Here is a 20,127-nt window from a genome sequence, read left to right as displayed (position 1 = left end):
TCTTCTCCTTTAATTGCTATTTGCCGAGGGCAGGCGCCAGCTTGCTGAGCGTCTGCCGGCGGGTGACGGAGCTGCCAACCCGCCCATGAAGATGGGCCGGACTGCGCAGGCGATAGTTGATCAGCACCATGCTCAGCAGCAGCGCAGCGCCGCCGGCGTTATGTGCCACCGCCACCAGCAGCGGCAGATGGAAGATCACGTTGCTGATGCCCAGGCCGACCTGCAGCGCCAGGGCTGCCAGCATCAGCTTGGCCAGACGCGACAGGCCAGCCCGATGCAGGCGCCACGCCAGGACCAGCAACGCCAGGGTGACCAGTAACGCGCCAAGGCGATGGCTCATATGGATGGCGGTGCGTGCATCGCTGTCGAGCTGGCCGCCCAGATAGTTGGGGCCGATGTGCTGGGTGAGATGAAAGCCCTTGCCGAAATCCATCGCCGGCCACCACTCGCCGTGACAGGTCGGCAGGTCGACGCAGGCAACGGCCGCGTAATTGGAACTGACCCAGCCGCCGAGGGTGATCTGCCCGATCACCAGCAACAGACAGGCCGCCGCCAGCACGCGCAAGTTTGTCGGAAGCTGCAGAGGCGCGAAGCGCCCGGACAAACGCAACGTCAGGAGCGTCAGCAGGCTCAGGGTAGCGAAGCCGCCGAGCAGATGGGCGGTGACCACCTGCGGCCAGAGCTGCAAGGTCACCGTCCACATGCCGAACGCGCCCTGCAGGATCACCAACGCCAGAATGGCCAATGGCAGCCTGAGCGGTTGCGCCGGATCTGCACGGCGGCGTACGGCCTGCGCCGCAATGGCCAGCACCACCAGCCCCAGAGAACCGGCGAAATAGCGATGAATCATCTCGTACCAGCCCTTGGCGACCTCAAGCGGCGCTGCGGGGAAGCGAGCCTCGGCGATGGCCTGCTTATGCTCGCTCATCGGCACACCGAGAAACCCATAGCAACCGGGCCAGTCCGGACAACCCAGGCCGGCATGGGTGAGGCGGGTGTAGGCGCCTAGCAGTACCACCACGACGGTCAGCAGGGTGGCGAACAATGCAAGACGATAACCGGGCTTGTGCATATCGACTCCTTGAGCGCGGGCAAGGTGCCCTGTCGTTATGGACAGGGCGGAGCATCAACCGATCAGGGAAATTTTCAGCAGGTAGCGCAAATCATCGAGGATGGCCTTGCCATCACTGCCTGCGGGGTATCGCAACACCAGATTGCCGTGCGGATCGACCAACCAGAGCTGTGCACCGTCGGCAGCCCCGGCCGTTTTGCCGTAGGCCTGAAGATCCAGCTGGTAATGCCCGAGGCGCGGATACTCGCGCCGGAGTCTGGCGTCGTACTCCGCCGCCAGCGGCTCGGCCACTGCCAGTCCATGACTGGCTCTGGCCGTTTCACGGTTGAGGCCGATCTGGATCTGTCGCGCCAGATAGACCAATTGCTGGCAGTCGGCCTCACAGGGCCCTGGAGCCGTCACCAGGATCTGCCACAGTGGCTCCACATCGCCCTGCACGCCGAGATCGGTCAGGGAAGCGCCATCACCGATCAGCACGCCGTGATAGCTGCGCGTCTCCGGCACCCAGAAGCGCCACTTGTACATGGCGCTGGCTAGCAGCATCGGGCCGATGACGATGGCCAATATCAACAACAGCTGAAGACGGCCGCGGCCCTTGCGCGGAGCCTCAGGCATGGCGATGGCTGGGTTCATGACGTCCCTCCCGTGCATTGTGGATTCCGAGGTAGATGAACAGGCCGAGCAAAGCTGCGGCGAGTGCAAACCATTGCACCGCGTAGCCCAGGTGCTTGCTTGGGCTCATGGACACGATCGGCCAGTCGACGCGGTAGCTGGCGACGCCCGGTTCCAGGCGCGTCTCGAAGGGCAACCCGCCACGGCCCAACTCTCGCCAAAGACGCTCGGCCTCGACCTGAGTGATCAGCCGGGGCCAACCTGCGGACTGCGCACCGGATCGCAGCATCAGGCCAGCGGAGGGCGCCACATAGATCCAGGCGCTGAGCTGCAGTACACCGTCGGGGGTGTCGAAGCGTGGGGGAGTACGCCGATCCGGCCAGGGTAGCCAGCCACGATTGAGCAATACCCAGAGGCCGCTGGGCTGGTCATAGAAGGGTTGCAGCAACTCGACACCAGCGTGGCCATCGCGGACGCGGCTATCGAGTAGAAGACTGTGTTCATCGTCGAAGTGCCCGCGCAGCTGGACGCGGCGGTAAGCCAGATCACCCATGGGTTCGAGCTGCTCGAGGCTGACCGGCTCGGCCTGGCGCCGCGCCTCGAAGCTGGCCAGCAGTTGGCGCTTCTCATCGCCGCGCTGTAACTGCCAGAAGCCCAGCCAGACCAGGCCCGGCAGCAGCAGGACGACCAGCACGCTAGGCAGCCAACCGGGGCGGAAGGCGCTCATTGCGTCCAGCCGTTGCGATTGGGGTTGCTGGCTATACTGCATTGCATCACTCGAATCCCCCGGAGTCTCGCATGCTCAAGGCCGCGATCATCCTCATGCTGCTGGCCACGCTCACCAGCCTGTTCAGCGGCCTGTTCTTCCTGGTCAAGGACGAGGGCCATGGTTCCCGTGTGCTCGGCGCGCTGACTGTACGCGTCGGCCTGACCGCCATTACCGTCGCCCTGATCGCCTGGGGCTTCTACTCAGGGCAACTGGTCTCTCACGTCACCTGGTGAGGCGCTGCTAAAGCACGTAAACGAAGATGAACAGGCCGAGCCAGACCACATCGACGAAGTGCCAGTACCAGGATGCTGCCTCGAAACCGAAGTGCTGATCCGCGTTGAAATGCCCACGCACAATGCGCACCAGCATGACGATCAGAATGATGGTGCCGAGCGTGACGTGCGCTCCGTGAAAGCCCGTGAGCATGAAGAAGGTCGCGCCGTAGATACCGGAACCCAAGGTCAGGCCCAGCTCGGTATAGGCTTCGATGTACTCCTCGACCTGAAAGAACAGAAAGGCCAGGCCCAGCACGATGGTCGCAGCCAACCACGCCTTGAGCGGCCCCCGATGGTTCTTCTTCAGTGCGTGGTGGGCGAGCGTCACGGTAACGCTGGAGGAAACCAGCAGAAGGGTATTGACCAGTGGCAGATGCCAGGGATCGATGACCCCGCTGGGTGGCGGAAACAGCTTGGAGTCAGGATTCTGTAGCAAGGGCCAGCTGTATTCGAAACCTTCCCAGAGCATGTTGCTGATGCCCTTGTCGCCCTCCCCGCCGAGCCACGGGCCTGTCCAGGCGCGGATGTAGAACAACGCGCCGAAGAAGGCAGCGAAGAACATCACCTCGGAGAAGATGAACCAGCTCATGCCCCAGCGGAACGAGCGGTCCATCTGCGCGCTGTACAGGCCGCTGCGGCTCTCCCTGATGACGTTGCCGAACCAGCCGAACAGCATCCAGGCCAGAATCAAGCCGCCGACGAAGAAGATCAGCGGCCCGTTGGAACTCTCGCGCTCCGCCGACAGATCATTGAACCAGGTACCCACGCCGAAGAAGCTCACCAGCAGACCGATGCTGGCGACGATCGGCCACTTGCTTTGCGCCGGTACGTAATAGTTTTCGTGACTCGACATTGTTGTTCTCCTTATGGAGTCGCCTGTGCCACTGGCGGTTTGCTCGCGGTGATATCGAACAGGGTGTAGCTCAGGGTCAGGTGTTTCACGTCTGATGGCAGGTCGCGGTCAACGATGAAACGCACCGGCATCTCGATGCGCTCGCCGGGCTGCAGCACCTGCTGGCTGAAGCAGAAACATTCGGTCTTGTGGAAGAAGGCCGCCGCCTTCGAAGGCGAGATACTGGGGATCGCCTGCGCGGTCATCGGGTGATCGCTGGGGTTGTAGGCGACGAACAGCATGTCGCGGGTCTCCCCCGGATGAACCATGAGTTCATCCGCCTTGGGCCCGAACTCCCAGACCATCTCGGCGGAGTTGGTGGCGAGGAACTGCACACGCACCTGGCGCACCTCATCGATCACCTGCTCGCCCTGGTAAGGCCCGGCGGTCTTGCCGTTGATACCGAACACACGGCACATGGCGTCGTAGAAGGGCGGCAGGACGAAGATGCCGAAGCAGAACATCACCACCACCACGATCAGCAGACGGGCAACCAGACGACGCGTCGCGATGACCTCGCTCACGGCGGCTCTCCTACTTCACTTCCGGTGGCGTACTGAAGGTGTGGTAAGGCGCCGGCGAGGGCACCGTCCACTCCAGACCTTCGGCGCCATCCCAGGGCTTGGCCGGAGCCGGCTTGCCGCCACGGATGCACTTGATGACGATGAACAGGAACAGCAACTGGGTGGCCCCGAACAGGAAGGCGCCGATGCTGGAGACCATGTTGAAGTTGGCGAACATCAGGTTGTAGTCGGGGATGCGCCGCGGCATGCCGGCCAGGCCGACGAAGTGCATCGGGAAGAACGCCAGGTTCATGCCGATGAAACTCATCCAGAAATGCAGCTTGGCCAGGGTTTCGTCGTACATGTGCCCGGTCCACTTCGGCAGCCAGTAGTAAGCCGAGGCGAAGATGCCGAAGATCGCCCCCGGCACCAGCACGTAATGGAAGTGAGCGACCACGAAGTAGGTGTCGTGGTACTGGAAGTCCGACGGGGCGATGGCCAGCATCAGCCCGGAGAAACCACCGATGGTGAAGAGGATGACGAAGGCCACCGAGAACAGCATCGGCGTCTCGAAGGTCATCGAGCCCTGCCACATGGTGCTGGCCCAGTTGAACACCTTCACCCCGGTGGGCACGGCAATGAGCATCGTGGCGTACATGAAGAACAGCTCGCCAGTCAGCGGAATGCCGACAGTGAACATGTGGTGCGCCCAGACGATGAACGAGAGGAAGGCGATGGCCGCCGTGGCGTAAACCATCGAGGTGTAACCGAACAGTGGCTTGCGCGCGAACGCCGGGATGATCGAGCTGACCGCACCGAAGGCGGGCAGGATCATGATGTACACCTCGGGATGGCCGAAGAACCAGAACACATGCTGGAACAAGACCGGATCACCACCGCCGGCGGCATTGAAGAAGCTGGTGCCGAAATGGATGTCCATCAGCATCATGGTCACCACGCCGGCCAGCACCGGCATCACCGCGATCAGCAGGAAGGCGGTGATCAGCCAGGTCCAGACGAACAGCGGCATCTTCATCAGGGTCATGCCGGGGGCACGCAGGTTGAGGATGGTGGCGATGACGTTGATCGCCCCCATGATCGAGCTGATGCCCATCAGGTGCACGGCGAAGATGAAGAAGGTGGTGCTCTCCGGCGCGTAGGTGGTCGACAGGGGCGCGTAGAAGGTCCAGCCGAAGTTGGGCCCGCCACCCTCCATGAACAGCGTACTGACCAGCAGGCCGAAGGCCGCCGGCAGCAGCCAGAAGCTGAAGTTGTTCATCCGCGGCAGGGCCATGTCCGGCGCGCCGATCATCAGCGGGATCATCCAGTTGGCCAGGCCGACGAAGGCCGGCATCACCGCGCCGAAGACCATGATCAGGCCATGCATGGTGGTCATCTGGTTGAAGAGCTCCGGCTGCACGATCTGCAGGCCCGGCTGGAACAGCTCGGCGCGGATGACCATGGCCATCGAGCCGCCGAGCAGGAAGGCACAGAAGCTGAACCACAGGTACATCGTGCCGATGTCCTTGTGGTTGGTGGTCAGCACCCAGCGCATCAGACCCTTGGCCGGGCCATGGTGGTGGTCAGTATGACCGTGGTCGATCACTGCACTCATGTCCTTACTCCTGCGCCTTGGAGAAATCGAGAATGTCCTTGGGCGTGACCATGTCACCGACATTGTTGCCCCAGGCATTGCGCTCGTAGGTGATGATGGCGGCCAGGTCGACTGGCGACAGCTGCTTGCCGAAGGCAGCCATGGAGGTACCTGGTTTGCCGTTGTAGACGATGTCGATATGACCTTCGGCAGGCCCGGTGGCGATGGCCGAACCCTTGAGCGCCGGGAACATCGGCGGCAGACCTTCACCGGTGGGCTGGTGACAGGCGGCGCAGGTGGTGTTGTAGGCCTTCTCGCCGCGCGCCATCAGCTCTTCCATGGTCCACTCCTTGCTGGTCAGCTCGCGCTCGGCAGCGGCGGCCTGCTTGCGCTCGGCCAGCCAGACGGCGAAGTCTTCCTTGGACTTGGCCTCGACCACTACGGGCATGAAGCCGTGGTCCTTGCCGCACAGCTCGGTGCACTGGCCGCGATAGATGCCTGGCTCGTCGATACGGGTCCAGGACTCGTTGATGAAACCGGGAATGGCATCCTTCTTCACCGCCAGCGCCGGCACCCACCAGGAATGGATCACGTCGGCAGCGGTGATGAGGAAGCGCACCTTGGTGCCCACCGGCACCACCAGAGGTTCATCGACCTCCAGCAGGTAGTGCTCGCCCTTGTCTTCGCGGTTGTTGATCTGCGCACGCGGCGTAGTCAGGTTGCTGAAGAACTCGACATCCTGGCCCAGGTATTTGTAATGCCACTTCCACTGGTAGCCGGTGACCTGAATGTCCAGCTCGGATTCGGAAGAGTCGTAGATATCGATCAGGGTCTTGGTCGCGGGGATCGCCATGACCACGAGAATGGCCAGCGGCACTACGGTCCAGAGAATCTCGACGGTAGTGCTTTCGTGAAAGTGTGCAGGCTCCTGACCGGTGGAGCGGCGGTGCATGATCATCGACCAGAACATGGCACCGAATACCAGGATGCCGATCACCACACAGATCCAGAAAATGGTCATGTGCAGGTCGAAAACGGAGCGGCTGACCTCGGTGACACCGGGCGCCATGTTGACCGTCCACTGGGCGTGCGCCGAGCCCAATGCCAGCCACAGCAGGAGGCCCATCCAGACTCGTGGATGTCGCATCATTGCGGGTTCCCCTTGATTGTTCTTGTTATCCCGCCGGCTGGAGCCTGCGGCTAAGGGATCGACTGCCGTACGGAGCCGGACGCCAGCACACACTGCTTAAGCGACCACTCCTGACTGCTGGCAACTGCTGTCAAAACCTTTCCGTGCCTGAGCTCGTCCGGTTCCATCAGGTAATGCCTTACGAAATCGAGTATAGACGGCGACTTTCAGCCCGCAACGTACGAGAGAAGCCGCAGGCGACATCACATGCCCAGCGCCTGAGGCCACGGCAAATGCGGGTTGTAGCTTTTCTGATACAGGTAGATATAGCGGACTCGCATAAGTATTAAAAAGTTATGACAATCGCGTCTTAGCCAGGCCAAACGGCCGGCTAAGGTTCACGTCCATGTCCTGAATTAGTAGGAGCAGTCATGAACACCGCCGCCCTTCGCCAACTCATCACCCAGGCTCGCCAGCACGAGGCCGACACCCAGGCACTCGCTCGTCATCTGTCAGCCCAACCGAAACGGCTTCATCCGGCCATTCGTCTGCCCGAAGACAATGCATCGGGTGCGCTGAGCGCGTTCGTCATCGCCTATATCGAAGAGGTACCGGATGTACTCGACGCGGCCGCCGAAGTCGCCCGCGAAGCCGGCATCGAAGCAGCGGTGAAACCGGTACTGAAGATCGCCGAACACTTCTTCCTGCAGCCGCCCGCCTTGATGGAAGGCCACGATGGGCTCGAAGGCCTGCTCGACGAAGCCTACCTGGCGCATCGCCTGGTGGAGGAGGTCAACGACCGCTATATCGCCCATCTCGGTCGGCCATTGATCCCGCTGGATACCACGCGCGCCAACCTGATCGCTCACCAATTGATCGGCGAGCCGTTCGCCAACCAGCTGGACGAAGCCGTGCACCATGCCCTGGCCGGCATGCTCGACGACAGCAGCTTCGATCAGCCCTCGGTGCAGGCGTATCGCGAGCGCCTGGCCGCAGCGGATATCGCTTCCGCCTGGCGGCGCTGGCCCTGCCTGTCGCAACAGCTGGGCGTGGAGCTGATGCTCACTGCGTGATCAGCAACAGGATCAACGACAGGGTCAGCAGCGAACCGAGGGTGGAAAACAGGATCGCCCGTGAAACCAGGCCAGCCTGACGATCATAATACTCGGCGAGCATGAACGGGCCGGTGCCGGTTGGCAGCGCACTGAGCAGCAGCGCGGCATGCGCCCAGAAGGGTGGCAGGTCGAGCAGGACAAAGGCGATGAACCAGGTCACCAATGGCTGCAGCACCAGCTTCAGCGCCACCAGTGGCCACGCACCCTCGCTCGGGCCACTCTGTCGCTGCGCCAGAAACAGCCCCAGCGAAACCAGGGCACAGGGCACCGTCGCGGCCCCGAGCAGGCGCAGGAACTCGTCCAGCGCCTCGGGCAACTGAGCGCCACCCAGGGCCCATGCTGCGCCCAGCAACGGCGAAACGACCAATGGGTTCTTCAGCAATGCGCCGAGCACCTGGATGATCGCCCCTCCCAGCCCTTTGTTGCTTTGCAGCCCCACCTCGATGAACACCACCGCCAGGCCGAACAACACGCAGACCACCATCAGCGACGCGATCAGCGCCGGCGCCATGCCATCGTCACCGAGCACCAATACGCACAGCGGAATGCCGATGTAACCGGTGTTGGCGTATCCGGCACTGAGGCCATCGATACTGGCATCGACCAGGCTGCCGGTCGTTTTCCAGCGATACGCCAGCGTGACCAGGAACACCCCCAACATGCCGCCAGTGAAGGCGAGGAGAAAACCCGGTTGCCAGATATGCGCCCAGTCGGCCTTGGCCGTGAGGCTGAACAGCAATGCCGGCAGGCCAAGCCAGACCACGAAGCGGTTCATCTCCGAAGCGGCGGTTGGACCCAGGCGGTTGGTGCGTCTGCAGATGTAGCCGATCAGGATCAAACCGAAGATCGGCAACAGCACATTGAGAACGGTGGACATCGAACTACGCCAACGAAAGGGGAGGACCGAGACTAGGGGCCTGCGCCGGTCAGGGCAAGCCATTGCCTGTGATTCCGTCTCGCTCGCCGGCGTCTAGCACTGACATGCCGGGAGACCTCGGCGTCGCCACGAGCCGAAGAGCCAGCCCAAAGTCTGCTGCGCGTCGGCCATGCTGCGTTAAAAACAGACTGGAGCGCCAACCTGGGCTAGGCGCCCCGTCAAAAATGCTCATTACAGCTCGTCAAGTCGAGCGCGACTCCGACCGATCCTCGCCTGCTTGATTCGCTGGCGCTCACTCTTCGGGCCAGCCTTTGGCTGTTACTCCCGCTGGTCGTTGCGCCTTGCATGGCTCTAGCTCGCGAGACTTTGAACAGGCTCTACACATGCAAGCGCTGTTGAACGAAATTCTCGATGAAGTCCGTCCGCTGATTGGCCAGGGCAAGGTGGCCGACTACATTCCCGCGCTGGCCAAGGTGGTGCCCGAGCAACTGGGTATCGCCGTGTATGGCAATGACGGCCAGCTGCATGTCGCGGGCGACGCACGTACGCCGTTTTCCATCCAGAGCATCTCCAAGGTCTTCAGCCTGGTACAGGCCATCGGCCACAGCGGCGAAAGCATCTGGCAACGTCTGGGCCATGAACCTTCGGGGCAACCATTCAACTCGCTGGTGCAGCTCGAGTTCGAGCGCGGCAAGCCGCGCAACCCGTTCATCAATGCCGGGGCGCTGGTGATCTGCGACATCAATCAGTCGCGCTACGCCGCACCGGCGCTGTCGATGCGCGACTTCGTCCGGCGTCTGTCGAACAACCCCGAGGTGACGGTGGACAACCATGTCGCCGAATCGGAATACCAGCACCGCGCGCGCAACGCGGCGGCGGCCTACCTGATGCAGTCGTTCGGCAATTTCCACAACGAAGTGGAAGCGGTGCTGCGCAGCTATTTCAGCTGCTGTGCGCTGCGCATGAGTTGTGTCGATCTGGCGCGCGCCTTCGGTTTTCTCGCCAACCAGGGCTTTTGCCAGCACAGCGGCGAGCAGGTGCTGTCGACGCGCCAAAGCAAACAGATCAACGCCATCATGGCCACCAGCGGGCTGTACGACGAAGCGGGCAACTTCGCCTATCGCGTCGGCCTGCCGGGCAAGAGCGGCGTCGGCGGTGGCATCGTTGCGGTGGTACCGGGCCAGTTCAGCGTCTGCGTCTGGTCACCGGAACTCAATAGCGCCGGCAACTCGCTGGCGGGCATGAAAGCACTGGAATTGCTCAGCCAGCGCATTGGCTGGTCGGTATTCTGAGCCGATAGGGTATGGTCGCTACAGGTCGCACCATCGTGCGCCCACCACACCGACCAGGAGTGCTCATGTCGATGCCTGAATACCACATGTTCGCCGGTGCGCCCGCGCCGGTCGCCCCCTTCTCCCATGCCTGCGAAGTCGATGGTTGGGTGTTCGTCACCGGCCAGCTGCCGATCGAACCAGGCGATGAAACCAAGCCGCTGCCAGAAGGCATCGAGGCGCAGACCCACAAGACCTTCGACAACCTGCTGGTGGTGCTCAAGGGCCTCGGCCTGGGTCTGGAGAACGTCGTATCGGCGCGCGCCTTCCTCACCGATTTCTACGGCGATTACGAGCGCTTCAATGCGGTGTATGCCAGCTATTTTCCCGAGGGCAAACGCCCGGCGCGGACCTGCATCGGAACCACCGGTCTGGCCCGCCACGCGCTGGTAGAGATCGATTTCATCGCCAGACGGCCCTGAAACGCAAACGCGCTGCCCAGGCCGGGCAGCGCGTATCAGGCGACGCTAGAGGCCGCAGACGCTGCCATCGCTGCGCGGGTCGGCCGCCCCTTCGAGCACACCGCTCGGGTAGCGCACCAGCGCCCCGGCATGGCCCATGGTGTCGCTGAAGGCTTCATCCAGCACCTCGACCACATGCCCGGCGTCGCGCAGCTGCTCGACCAACGCCTGCGGGAAGCGACTCTCCAGCTTGAGGCTGGTGCTGACATCGCCCCAGGTCCGCCCCAGCAGCCAGCGCGGCGCGGTGACAGCCGCCTGCAGGTCGCTACCCAGACGATAGCGGCTGAACACTGCCGCCTGGGTCTGCGGCTGGCCTTCGCCGCCCATGGTGCCGTAGCTCATCACCCGACCATCGTCGAACAGCGCCAGCGCCGGGTTGAGCGTGTGGAACGGCTTGCGTCCCGGCTCCAGCGCCTGCAAGGCCTGCGGATCGAGGGAGAAACTGATGCCACGGTTCTGCCAGGCCACGCCGCTGGACGGCAGCACCACACCGGAACCGAACTCCCAGTACACGCTCTGGATGAAGCTGACCGCGCGTCCTTCGGCATCGATGCAGCCCATCCAGATGGTGTCGCCCGGTGCACAGGGGCGCGGCCACTCCAACGCCTGCTGCGGGTCGACGGCAGCGGCCAGCGCATCCAGGCTGTCGGGGGCAAGAAAGCCCTGCGGATCGGCCGGCAAACGCTGCGGGTCGGTCACCACGCGGTCGCGGATCATGAACGCCTGCTTGGTCGACTCGACCAGCCCGTGCACATGAGCGAAGCCTTCGGCCTCGCGGATGCCGAGACGCTCGAAGATACCGAGGATCAGCAACGACGCCAGCCCCTGAGTCGGCGGCGGCATGTTGTACAGCGTCGCATCGCCCAGACGCACCTCGAGCGGCGTGACCACCTTGGCCTGATAGGCCTGTAGATCGCTCAGCCGCAGCGGGCTGCCCAGCTGCTCCAGCTCGGCGGCCATGCTGGCGGCCAGCTCGCCACGGTAGAAATCATCCAGACCTTTGTCCGCCAGATGCTGCAGGGTTGCGGCCAGGGCCGGCTGTTTCATCAGGCTGCCCTCGGCCGGCACTTCGCCGCCCGGCAGGAACACTTCGGCGAAGCCCGGTACGTCCTGCAGCTCAGCCAGCTTGGCCTGCGTCAAATGCGCCTGACTGCGGCTGACCACAATGCCATCGCGCGCCTGGCCAATAGCCTCGCCGAGCAGGCTCGACAGGGGCTGGGCTGGGCCCCAGGCGGCAGCGACCTGCAGCGCCCGCGCCCAGCCACCAATGGTACCGGCGACGGTCAGCGCCGCCTTCGGACCACGGCTGGGAATCTGCTCGCAACCTGCATAGAAGTCACGGCTGGCCAACGCCGCGCTGCTGCCACAGGCATCGATGGCGACCGGCGCCTTGCCAGGCTCGTGAATCAGCCAGAAGCCATCACCGCCGATGGCATTCATGTGCGGGTAGACCACGGCGATGCTGGCGGCAGCGGCGACCATCGCCTCGACCGCATTGCCGCCGGCCTTGAGCACGTCGCGCCCGGCCTGTGCAGCCAGGTGATGGGGCGCAACGAACAGGCCGCGCGTCGCATGGGTACTTTTCAGCATGTTGAATCCTCGAAAAATCCGCTTTTCAAATGACGCGTCCAGGCGTCACCAACCAATGACCTTGGGCAGCCAGGTGGCCAGGGTCGGGAAGAAGAACACCAGCGCTACCGCCAGAATCTGCAGGCCCACGAATGGCAGGGCACCGACGTAGATGTCCCGCGTGGTGACCCCAGGTGGCGCGACGCCCTTGAGAAAGAACAGCGCCCAGCCGAACGGCGGTGTCAGGAACGACATCTGCAGGTTCAGCGCCACCAGAATCGCCAGCCACACCATGTCGGTGCCATAGCCCATGAACACCGGCAGGAACATCGGCAAAGCGATGTAGGAGATCTCGATCCACTCGAGGAAGAAACCCAGAACCAGCAGCAGCACCATGAGGAACAGGATCGCCCCCAACTCGCCGCCCGGCAGCAGGCCGAACAGGTCATGCACCAGGTTCTCGCCGCCCAGACCGCGGAAGGCCAGGGAGAACGGCTGCGAACAGAGCAGGATGAGGAAGATCATCGCGCTGATGCTCAGCGTGCCGTGCAGGGTCTGCTTCAGGGTTTCCCGGTTCAGGCGCCGCGCGCAGGCGGCGATGATTAGCGCTCCCAGGGCACCCACGGACGCTGCCTCGGTCGGCGCGGCCAGACCGCCGATGATCGAACCCAGCACACATATCACCAGCAGCAGCGGTGGCACCACCGAGCGGGCGATCTTGCCGAGCAGTTCCTTGCGGCTGATCAGCGCGCGCTCTTCGGCCGGAATCGCCGGCACCCAGTGCGGCCGCAGCCAGCCCAGCAACAGCATGTAGGCGATGTACACGCCGGCCAGCATCAGGCTGGGTACGAAAGCCGCGGCGAAGATCGAACCGACCGACAGACCGAGGATGTCAGCCAGCAAAATCAGCACCAGGCTCGGTGGAATGATCTGCCCCAGCGTGCCGGAGGCGCAGATCGTGCCGCAGGCCACGCTGGGCTTGTAACCTCGCCGCAGCAGCACCGGCAGGGTCAGCAGGCCGATGGTCACCACTGTAGCGCCGACAATGCCGGTGGAGGCGCCGAGCAACACGCCGACCAACACAATGGCCAGGCCCATGCCGCCGTTCAGGCCGCCCATGGCCTGGCCGATGGTCTCGAGCATGTCCTCGGCGACTCTGGACTTCTCCAGCATCACGCCCATGAAGGTGAACAAGGGAATCGCCAGCAGGGTGTAGTTGCTGACCACACCGAACATGCGTGCAGGCAACAGGCTGAACAGCATAGGGCCGAAACCGATCAAACCGGCGGCGAAGCCGGAAACGGCCAGGGAGATGGCAACCGGCACACCGATCATCATCATCGAAAAGAAGGCGAACACCATCAGGATCGCCAGCCACTCATTGGGACTCACTACAGGACTTCCTCGACGCGGGGATGGGGAGCGAACAGGGCCTGCAAGGCCCGCAGGCTGTCGGCGACGCCCTGCAGACCGAACATCGCGAAGCCCAGCGGCAGGAAGGCCTTCACCAGAAAGCGATGCGGCAGCCCGCCCGGGTCCGGTGAACCCTCACCCATGTGGTAGGACTGCAACATGTAGCGCCAGCAAACCCAGGCCAGAAAACAGCCCAGCAGGCAGGTAGCCAGCGCGCTGAACAGATCGACCGCCGCGCGCAGGCGAGGCTGAAAGCGCTCGTAGAGAAAATCCACGCGAACATCGGCGCGATGCTTGAGCACGTAGGAAATCCCCAGCATGGCGATGGGCGAGATGAGGAACCATTCCAGCTCCTGCAAGGCCACCGGGCTTATGGAAAAGCCATAGCGGATCAGCACGTTGGCCGAAACCAGCAGGACCAGCACCAGCACGCATGCGCGTGCCAGGCTGCCCAGCATTTCAACCAACTGCTCGATGCGGTTGATCACGACGTGCATCGTTTCAGACTCCCAGATCCAGGAAGCCTTTCTCGCCAGTCGAGGACCAGGACGTGTACTTCTTGCGGAAGGCCATGAAGTGGTCGTACACCTTGCGGGTCGCCGGATCACTGGCCGCCATGCTCGACAGGGTGTCGTTGGTCACTTCACGCAGACGGGTGACGATTTCCGTCGGCAGCGGACGGGCGATTACTCCCTCGTTGCTGACCAGATCGTCCAGCGCATCGGCGTTGACCGCATCGGACCAGGACAGGCTCTCGTTGTTGCAGGCCTGGGCACAGATGCGCACGATGGCCTGCAGGTCGGCCGGCAGACTGTCCCAGGCCTTCTTGTTGATGATCAGCTCGGTGACGTTGGTCGGCTCGTGCCAGCCGGTGGTGTAGTAGTTCTTGGCTGCCTTGTGCAGGCCCATGCGGCGGTCCTGATAAGGGCCGACGAATTCGGCGGCATCGATCACGCCACGCTCCAGCGCCGGGAAGATCTCGCCGCCCGGCAGCAGGCGTACGGCCACGCCCAGCTCGCTGTAGACCTTGCCGGCCAGACCGGCGATGCGCATCTTCAGGCCCTTGAGGCTGTCGACATTCTCCAGCGGCTGACGGAACCAGCCGGTCATCTGCGTGCCGGTGTTGCCCATCGGCATCGGCACCAGGCCGTGCGGCTCGTAGAGTTCTTCCCAGAGCTTGAGGCCACCACCGTTATAGATCCAGGCGTTCATGCCCTGGGTGTTCATACCGAACGGTACGGCGGTGAAGAACTGCGCGGCGGGAATCTTGCCGGCCCAGAAGAAGGCGTTGGCGGCGTTCATTTCCACCATGCCGCTGGACACCGCATCGAAGCCTTCCAGCGCCGGAATCAGTTCACCGGCAGCGAAGTGCTGAATCTTCAGGCGCCCGCCGGACATCTCCTCGACGCGCTTGCAGAAATCGGTCGGGCTACCCGGCCCCTGTACATAGAAAGGCGAACCGGGCGCGTAGGCATTGGTCATCTTCCAGTTGAAGGTCTTGCTGCTGTCGGCTTTGACGATGCTCGAGGCACCGAGCGCCAGACCTGCACCAGCGGCGACAGCACCAGTACCGAGGAATTTACGGCGGTTGAGGCTCATGGGACGTTCTCCTGTACGCAATGGCTCCAATCGGCAACGTGGCCTATCGGATGTAAAGTCTTGGAGAACCCCTAGAGCAACTGACATGCCAGCCAGAAGAAAAACATAACCACATGATTTTTATAGATTTATTTATGAATTACGATTTTTTGCAGGCACTCGAACCGCACAAAAAACAAGCACTGCACGGCTGAGCGGGTCGACGAAACGTCAAAACGGCAGGCCGATTCGATACATTTGTCATCCCTGCGTTGACATATGCATCCAATCGGTCGGCTCGACTTCTCCCCCACTGTCGAATGTCTGCTTTGCACTGCGAGAGTGCGCGGGCGCTTTTTTAAGGCGCACACATGCCTTGCAATGAGGCGAAGCGCCCCTGCAGCGAACCTTTAAAGACGAGCGCCGCCTCGACGGTGCTTGACCCGCGTCATCAGGGCCTTGCAGTCGACCGTGAGGATTTCCGGATGATTGAAGATGTGCTGCCGAACGAAAGCGTCGAAGGTCTCGTAGCTGTCGGTCAGGGTGTGAATGTGCAGGCTTTTCAGATCGCTCATGATGTACAGGCTGACCACCTCGACGGTCGCCGAAAGCCGCTCGGCGACATCCTCGATGGCGTGAGGCGCAACAGTCAGGTCGACGAAGGTGGAAATGCCCTTGCCCAGCTTCTCGGGGTTGACCACGGCGGTGAACTTCTCGATCACGCCGCTATCGACCAACGCCTGCACGCGGGTACGGGCATGGGCCCGCGAGATATTCAACTGGCGCGCGATATCGGCGAAGGAGGTCCGCGAATCCTTGATCAGGATGTTGAGCAGGGCATTGTCGAGCTTGTTCATGGCGGCAGGCCTATGCAAAGGAAAGCCTGCGGGATGCGCGATGCATGCCAACCTGCCCCGACGCATCGGGGCAGGTACGCCTCACAGCAACTTGCGGTACTGCACGAAGCCCGAGCGCTCACCAATGCGCTCGTAGAGCAGCTTGGCCTGGCTGTTGCTCTCGTGCGTCAGCCAGTGCACCCGTGAGCAGCCAGCCGCACGCGCCTGCTCGTAGACGTGCTGGATGAGCTTGCGCCCGACCCCGGCACTACGCTGACCACGGGCGACGAACAGATCCTGCAGGTAGCAATAGTCACCCAGCGTCCAGGTCGAGCGGTGGATGACCCAATGCACCAGGCCGATGGCCTGTTCACCCTGCCAGGCCAGCGCCGCACCCATGGGCTCGGCGGGGTCGAGAAAACGCTGCCAGGTGGCAGCACTGGCTTCAGCCGGGATCTCGGTCATGTAGAAGCGTTGGTAGCCCTGCCACAAGGGCAGCCAGGCTTCATGGTCGGCAGCAATTACAGGGCGAATTTCGACGCTCATCTTCCTTCCTCTGCTGGGTAGGTGGATCAGTCGTTCATCTCACCACAGAGATCGCGTGCCAGCCAGTGCTCGACCTCACTCTGCGGCAGACCGGCACCGAGCAGCGCGAACAGCTTGCCCAACGCGGCTTCACGGGTCATACCGCCGCAGGACACCAGGCCGACTTCGGCCAGGCGACTGCCTGCGGCGTATACGCCGAACTGCACATGGCCCTGCACGCACTGGCTGATCGCTGCCAGCACCACACCACGCTCATGCGCCTCACGCAGCACGCTCATCAGCTCGGCATCGCCGGCAGGGCCAGTACCGCTGCCGTAGCACTCCAGCAACAGGCCCTGCACGCCACTCGCCAGCAGGGCGCGCAAGTGACTGGCCTTTATCGCCGGATGCAGCGGCAGTACCGCGACATCGACCGCGCGCCGTACCTGCCGGTAGTCGATCCGCGCACTGACACCTGCAGGCTCCGCCTGACGCTGGCGCGGCAGCACCTGGAAGGCATCGAAAGCATCGCTGCGCAGCTTCGAGCAACGCGCGCCATGCAGCAGCTGGCCATTGAAGTACAGGTGCACCCCTGGCTTCACCCCGCGATGCAACGCACGCATGGCGCCGAACAGGTTGGGCCAGGCATCACCCCCCTCGACGCCGGCCGGCTGCATGGCGCCAGTCAACACCACCGGCACACTGAGCCCCAGCAACAGGAAGCTCAGGGCTGCGGCGCTATAGGCCAGGGTATCGGTGCCATGCAGCACCAGCACCGCATCGTGGCCGTCCGCCTTGACGCTCTCGACGATCAGCTCGCGCAACGCCAGCCACTGGGCGGGATTCATGTTGGCGCTGTCGATCAGCGGCAGCAGCTCGCGAAACTGCCAGTGCGGCAGCTCGCGACCATCCTCGAGCGCCTGCTGCTCGCGCATACGCGCCTCGAAACCGGAGGCCGGGGCCAGGCCATCCTTGCTCATCTGCATGCCGATGGTGCCGCCTGTGTACAGCACCAGCAGTTTTTCCGGGGTAGCCATGGGCTCTCCTTACAAATCACGGGCAGCAACTGCCCGGAAGACGTATCCGACGTTCGATGGGGTCAGCAAAGATGGCAGACCCAAAAAAGGGGGCCAAGCCCCCTTTCATTTCAGCTCGAATCAGCGCTGATGGGCGTGCTCAGCATCTTGCGCCGGGCTTGCGGCCGCGCTTGGCTGGCTGCTCCATACAGCCGGGTCGAGGTCCAGGTCGGCGAACTGCTTGGCATCGAACACCGGAGACTCTACACCCGCCTTGATCTGGCTGTCGTAGTCGCGCATCAGGCGCAGGCCGACCTTGAACAGCAGCGCCAGGGCGATCAGGTTGCAGATCGCCAGCAGCCCCATGGTCACGTCGGCGAAGGCGAACACGGTGCCCAGGTCCTGCACCGAACCCCACAGCACCAGCACTACTACCAGCGCACGGTAGACCATCACCGGAGCGCGCTTCTGGCTGAAGAAGCCCAGAGCGTTCTCACCGAGGTAGTAGTTGTAGATCAGCGTGGTGAAGACGAACAGCAGCAGGGCGATGCTGATGAACACGCGGCCCCACTCACCGACCACGGCCGCCACGGCGCCCTGGGTCAGCACCACGCCGGCCTCTTCCATGCCCGGCTGATAGACACCGGACAGCAGGATGATCAGTGCGGTGCAGCTGCACAGGATCAGGGTGTCGATGAATACGCTCAGCGACTGCACGATGCCCTGTGCGGCCGGATGCTTGACCTCGGCGACAGCAGCCACGTTCGGCGCACTGCCCAGGCCCGCTTCGTTGGAGAACAGGCCGCGCTTGACGCCCATGATGATGGCGGCGCCGATACCACCGGCGAAGGCCGGCTCCAGACCGAACGCGCTGTTGAAGATCAGGGCGAAGGTGGCCGGCACCTCGGAGATGTTCATGCCGATCACCAGCAGCGCCATGGCGATGTAGGAAAACGCCATGACCGGCACCAGCACGTCGGCGAACTGGGCGATGCGCTTGATGCCGCCGAAAATGATCAGACCGATCACCACGGTCAGTACCAGACCACTGACCAGCGTCGGCACGCCGAAGGTGTCATGCAGCGAGCTGGCCACGGTGAACGACTGCACGGCATTGAAGCCGAAACCGAAGGTCACCAGCAGCAGGATCGATACGACGATGCCCAGCCAACGCTGGCCGAGACCGTGCTGAATATAGAACGCCGGACCACCACGATAACCGCCATCGGCCTCACGACGCTTGTACAGCTGCGCCAGCGAGCACTCGAAGAAGCTGGTGGCCATACCCACGAGGGCCACGACCCACATCCAGAAGATGGCGCCCGGGCCACCGAGCATGATCGCCACCGACACACCGGCGATGTTGCCGGCGCCCACGCGCCCGGCTACCGACAGCATCAGGGCCTGGAACGAACTGAGCTGACCCGGCTGACGCTGCAGCGCTTCGCTGAAAATGCGGAACATGCCGCCGAAGTAGCGGAACTGAACGAAGCGTGAGGCGATGGTGAAGTACAGGCCGAGACCGATCAGCATCACGATCAGCAGCTTGCTCCAGATGAGGTCATTGAGAAGATCGAGCATGGAAGGCTTTCTCTCTTGTTGTTCTGATGGGGAATGCGCCCGCCGGGCGAATGGCGCAATGGTTGGTCAAGGCGCCGTACGGAACAATTTCGCAGGTCGCGGCAAACTGACGCGAGTTGATGCTAAAATCGCATCATTCGCGTCAGCTGGAGCGGCCATATGTCCGAATTCCTCGGTAACAACCTGAAACTACTCTGCAGCCATTACCGCTCGATCGCCGAGGTATGCCGCCAGCTGTCGATCAACCGCGCCCAGTTCAATCGCTACCTGGCCGGACAGAGCCGGCCCACCGCCCACAACCTCAAGCGCATCTGCGACTTCTTCGGCGTCGAACCCTTCGAGCTGGCCATGCCGAGCGAGCAGTTCGCCCGTCTGATCGGCGCGCGCAGCGGCGATACACCCACGAACGCTGCCAGTGACCCGCTGCTGGAGTTGTTCGCGCCGCTGCGCCGCCAGGCCAGCCCGATGGACCGCTACTGCGGCTATTACTTCGAGTATTCCAACTGCATGTCGGTGCCCGGCCATGTGCTGCTGTCGCTGGTGCACCTGCGCGAGGAGCGCGGCAACTACCTGTTCGAACGACAGGAACGCCAGGAGCGGCAGGAACAGACACGTGGCGGCAGCGAAGACTGGGTGCGCTGCCGCTATCTGGGTACAGCGCTGTTCCTGCAGGACCGCCTGTTCCTGGTGGACTACGAGTCGCTCACCGGCAACGAGATGAGCCAGACCATTCTCATCCCCAGTTTCAAGAGCCGCATCATCCGCCTCAACGGCATCAAGACCGGTGTTTCCAGTGGTGACCGGCGCACCCCGGCCTGCACCCGCGTGGTCTGGCAGTACCTGGGGCACGAGATCAACCGGGTCAACGCCTATCGCCAGTTGATGCTCTACGCGCCGGACGACCCGCGCATCGACGACGATATCCGCCAGCGCCTCAACAGCGGGCGTTTGCGTGATGGTCTGTTCGAGATGGAGTGAA

At 63.0% G+C, this 20,127-nt stretch carries 21 protein-coding genes; 5 read left to right on the top strand and 16 right to left on the bottom strand.

Annotated elements, in window-relative coordinates:
* Positions 1-16 precede the first annotated feature (16 nt).
* From ACJRW5_RS16270 to ACJRW5_RS16260, 3 genes are read right to left on the bottom strand one after another with little or no spacing between them, the layout of a single operon-like run.
* On the bottom strand, positions 17-1,072 hold the full coding sequence (locus ACJRW5_RS16270) for a COX15/CtaA family protein (protein ID WP_484571542.1): 1,056 nt from the start codon (positions 1,070-1,072) through the stop codon (positions 17-19).
* 54 nt (positions 1,073-1,126) lie between these two features.
* Positions 1,127-1,705 (bottom strand): hypothetical protein, encoded by a 579-nt coding sequence (locus tag ACJRW5_RS16265; RefSeq protein ID WP_484571541.1) that lies wholly within the window; start codon positions 1,703-1,705, stop codon positions 1,127-1,129.
* Positions 1,680-2,411 (bottom strand): SURF1 family protein, encoded by a 732-nt coding sequence (locus tag ACJRW5_RS16260; RefSeq protein WP_484571540.1) that lies wholly within the window; start codon positions 2,409-2,411, stop codon positions 1,680-1,682. The genes ACJRW5_RS16265 and ACJRW5_RS16260 overlap by 26 nt, the downstream gene beginning before the upstream one ends.
* A gap of 71 nt (positions 2,412-2,482) precedes the next feature.
* Here ACJRW5_RS16260 and ACJRW5_RS16255 point away from each other — a divergent pair, with 71 nt between their 5' ends.
* Positions 2,483-2,686 carry a twin transmembrane helix small protein gene (locus ACJRW5_RS16255; protein WP_484571539.1) on the top strand — a complete coding sequence of 68 codons (204 nt, stop codon included), beginning with the start codon at positions 2,483-2,485 and terminating at the stop codon, positions 2,684-2,686.
* 7 nt (positions 2,687-2,693) lie between these two features.
* Here ACJRW5_RS16255 and ACJRW5_RS16250 read toward each other — a convergent pair whose 3' ends face one another.
* From ACJRW5_RS16250 to coxB, 4 genes are read right to left on the bottom strand one after another with little or no spacing between them, the layout of a single operon-like run.
* Positions 2,694-3,581 (bottom strand): cytochrome c oxidase subunit 3, encoded by an 888-nt coding sequence (locus tag ACJRW5_RS16250; RefSeq protein ID WP_484571538.1) that lies wholly within the window; start codon positions 3,579-3,581, stop codon positions 2,694-2,696.
* An 11-nt stretch (positions 3,582-3,592) separates the two neighbouring features.
* Positions 3,593-4,144 (bottom strand): cytochrome c oxidase assembly protein, encoded by a 552-nt coding sequence (locus tag ACJRW5_RS16245; protein ID WP_484571537.1) that lies wholly within the window; start codon positions 4,142-4,144, stop codon positions 3,593-3,595.
* Between the two features lie 10 nt (positions 4,145-4,154).
* Complete coding sequence (gene ctaD / locus ACJRW5_RS16240; protein ID WP_484571536.1) at positions 4,155-5,738, bottom strand: cytochrome c oxidase subunit I; 1,584 nt, start codon at positions 5,736-5,738, stop codon at positions 4,155-4,157.
* Positions 5,739-5,742: 4 nt separating this feature from the next.
* Positions 5,743-6,867 carry a cytochrome c oxidase subunit II gene (coxB, locus tag ACJRW5_RS16235; RefSeq protein ID WP_484571535.1) on the bottom strand — a complete coding sequence of 375 codons (1,125 nt, stop codon included), beginning with the start codon at positions 6,865-6,867 and terminating at the stop codon, positions 5,743-5,745.
* A gap of 410 nt (positions 6,868-7,277) precedes the next feature.
* Between coxB and ACJRW5_RS16230 the strand changes: the two genes are divergently transcribed.
* A complete protein-coding gene (locus ACJRW5_RS16230) occupies positions 7,278-7,919 on the top strand; it encodes a hypothetical protein (protein WP_484571534.1) in 642 nt (213 codons plus the stop codon).
* Here ACJRW5_RS16230 and ACJRW5_RS16225 read toward each other — a convergent pair.
* On the bottom strand, positions 7,909-8,838 hold the full coding sequence (locus ACJRW5_RS16225) for an AEC family transporter (protein ID WP_484571533.1): 930 nt from the start codon (positions 8,836-8,838) through the stop codon (positions 7,909-7,911). The two genes, ACJRW5_RS16230 and ACJRW5_RS16225, sit on opposite strands and share 11 nt — an antisense overlap.
* Before the next feature lie 383 nt (positions 8,839-9,221).
* Here ACJRW5_RS16225 and glsB point away from each other — a divergent pair, with 383 nt between their 5' ends.
* On the top strand, positions 9,222-10,130 hold the full coding sequence (glsB, locus tag ACJRW5_RS16220; protein WP_484571532.1) for a glutaminase B: 909 nt from the start codon (positions 9,222-9,224) through the stop codon (positions 10,128-10,130).
* Positions 10,131-10,195: 65 nt separating this feature from the next.
* A complete protein-coding gene (locus ACJRW5_RS16215; protein WP_484571531.1) occupies positions 10,196-10,591 on the top strand; it encodes a RidA family protein in 396 nt (131 codons plus the stop codon).
* 45 nt (positions 10,592-10,636) lie between these two features.
* Here the strand turns inward: ACJRW5_RS16215 and ACJRW5_RS16210 are convergent, their stop codons facing one another.
* The 8 genes from ACJRW5_RS16210 to ACJRW5_RS16175 form a co-directional block, all read right to left on the bottom strand.
* Positions 10,637-12,220 carry a gamma-glutamyltransferase family protein gene (locus ACJRW5_RS16210; RefSeq protein WP_484571530.1) on the bottom strand — a complete coding sequence of 528 codons (1,584 nt, stop codon included), beginning with the start codon at positions 12,218-12,220 and terminating at the stop codon, positions 10,637-10,639.
* 45 nt (positions 12,221-12,265) lie between these two features.
* On the bottom strand, positions 12,266-13,591 hold the full coding sequence (locus ACJRW5_RS16205) for a TRAP transporter large permease (protein WP_484571529.1): 1,326 nt from the start codon (positions 13,589-13,591) through the stop codon (positions 12,266-12,268).
* Positions 13,591-14,109 (bottom strand): TRAP transporter small permease subunit, encoded by a 519-nt coding sequence (locus ACJRW5_RS16200; protein ID WP_484571528.1) that lies wholly within the window; start codon positions 14,107-14,109, stop codon positions 13,591-13,593. The genes ACJRW5_RS16205 and ACJRW5_RS16200 overlap by 1 nt, the downstream gene beginning before the upstream one ends.
* Positions 14,110-14,113: 4 nt before the next feature.
* Positions 14,114-15,211, bottom strand: a complete 1,098-nt coding sequence (locus ACJRW5_RS16195) for a TRAP transporter substrate-binding protein (RefSeq protein WP_484571527.1) — start codon at positions 15,209-15,211, stop codon at positions 14,114-14,116.
* Positions 15,212-15,600: 389 nt separating this feature from the next.
* Positions 15,601-16,047 (bottom strand): Lrp/AsnC family transcriptional regulator, encoded by a 447-nt coding sequence (locus ACJRW5_RS16190; protein WP_484571526.1) that lies wholly within the window; start codon positions 16,045-16,047, stop codon positions 15,601-15,603.
* A gap of 81 nt (positions 16,048-16,128) precedes the next feature.
* Entirely contained in the window at positions 16,129-16,572 is a 444-nt protein-coding gene (locus ACJRW5_RS16185; protein WP_484571525.1) for an N-acetyltransferase family protein, read from the bottom strand.
* A gap of 26 nt (positions 16,573-16,598) precedes the next feature.
* Positions 16,599-17,588: an asparaginase gene (locus tag ACJRW5_RS16180; protein WP_484571524.1), complete on the bottom strand. Its 990-nt coding sequence runs from the start codon at positions 17,586-17,588 to the stop codon at positions 16,599-16,601.
* Between the two features lie 120 nt (positions 17,589-17,708).
* On the bottom strand, positions 17,709-19,148 hold the full coding sequence (locus tag ACJRW5_RS16175; protein WP_484571523.1) for an alanine/glycine:cation symporter family protein: 1,440 nt from the start codon (positions 19,146-19,148) through the stop codon (positions 17,709-17,711).
* Between the two features lie 159 nt (positions 19,149-19,307).
* On the opposite strand from ACJRW5_RS16175, the gene ACJRW5_RS16170 reads away from it, so the two are divergent.
* Positions 19,308-20,126 (top strand): helix-turn-helix domain-containing protein, encoded by an 819-nt coding sequence (locus ACJRW5_RS16170; protein WP_484571522.1) that lies wholly within the window; start codon positions 19,308-19,310, stop codon positions 20,124-20,126.
* Position 20,127 lies beyond the last annotated feature (1 nt).

The organism is Pseudomonas pichavaramensis, assembly GCF_050473265.1.
GTDB lineage: Bacteria > Pseudomonadota > Gammaproteobacteria > Pseudomonadales > Pseudomonadaceae > Aquipseudomonas.
This window is presented reverse-complemented; position numbering and strand designations above follow the sequence as displayed.

Bases quoted from the DNA above. Each gene is read 5' to 3' on its own strand.
- ACJRW5_RS16175 (WP_484571523.1), bottom strand. From the start codon at position 19,148: ATGCTCGATCTTCTCAATGACCTCATCTGGAGCAAGCTGCTGATCGTG.
- ACJRW5_RS16260 (WP_484571540.1), bottom strand. From the start codon at position 2,411: ATGAGCGCCTTCCGCCCCGGTTGGCTGCCTAGCGTGCTGGTCGTCCTG.
- ACJRW5_RS16265 (WP_484571541.1), bottom strand. From the start codon at position 1,705: ATGAACCCAGCCATCGCCATGCCTGAGGCTCCGCGCAAGGGCCGCGGC.
- ACJRW5_RS16250 (WP_484571538.1), bottom strand. From the start codon at position 3,581: ATGTCGAGTCACGAAAACTATTACGTACCGGCGCAAAGCAAGTGGCCG.
- ACJRW5_RS16230 (WP_484571534.1), top strand. From the start codon at position 7,278: ATGAACACCGCCGCCCTTCGCCAACTCATCACCCAGGCTCGCCAGCAC.
- ACJRW5_RS16225 (WP_484571533.1), bottom strand. From the start codon at position 8,838: ATGTCCACCGTTCTCAATGTGCTGTTGCCGATCTTCGGTTTGATCCTG.
- ACJRW5_RS16270 (WP_484571542.1), bottom strand. From the start codon at position 1,072: ATGCACAAGCCCGGTTATCGTCTTGCATTGTTCGCCACCCTGCTGACC.
- glsB (WP_484571532.1), top strand. From the start codon at position 9,222: ATGCAAGCGCTGTTGAACGAAATTCTCGATGAAGTCCGTCCGCTGATT.
- ACJRW5_RS16190 (WP_484571526.1), bottom strand. From the start codon at position 16,047: ATGAACAAGCTCGACAATGCCCTGCTCAACATCCTGATCAAGGATTCG.
- ACJRW5_RS16195 (WP_484571527.1), bottom strand. From the start codon at position 15,211: ATGAGCCTCAACCGCCGTAAATTCCTCGGTACTGGTGCTGTCGCCGCT.
- ACJRW5_RS16200 (WP_484571528.1), bottom strand. From the start codon at position 14,109: ATGCACGTCGTGATCAACCGCATCGAGCAGTTGGTTGAAATGCTGGGC.
- ACJRW5_RS16215 (WP_484571531.1), top strand. From the start codon at position 10,196: ATGTCGATGCCTGAATACCACATGTTCGCCGGTGCGCCCGCGCCGGTC.
- coxB (WP_484571535.1), bottom strand. From the start codon at position 6,867: ATGATGCGACATCCACGAGTCTGGATGGGCCTCCTGCTGTGGCTGGCA.
- ACJRW5_RS16170 (WP_484571522.1), top strand. From the start codon at position 19,308: ATGTCCGAATTCCTCGGTAACAACCTGAAACTACTCTGCAGCCATTAC.
- ACJRW5_RS16180 (WP_484571524.1), bottom strand. From the start codon at position 17,588: ATGGCTACCCCGGAAAAACTGCTGGTGCTGTACACAGGCGGCACCATC.
- ACJRW5_RS16255 (WP_484571539.1), top strand. From the start codon at position 2,483: ATGCTCAAGGCCGCGATCATCCTCATGCTGCTGGCCACGCTCACCAGC.
- ctaD (WP_484571536.1), bottom strand. From the start codon at position 5,738: ATGAGTGCAGTGATCGACCACGGTCATACTGACCACCACCATGGCCCG.
- ACJRW5_RS16210 (WP_484571530.1), bottom strand. From the start codon at position 12,220: ATGCTGAAAAGTACCCATGCGACGCGCGGCCTGTTCGTTGCGCCCCAT.
- ACJRW5_RS16185 (WP_484571525.1), bottom strand. From the start codon at position 16,572: ATGAGCGTCGAAATTCGCCCTGTAATTGCTGCCGACCATGAAGCCTGG.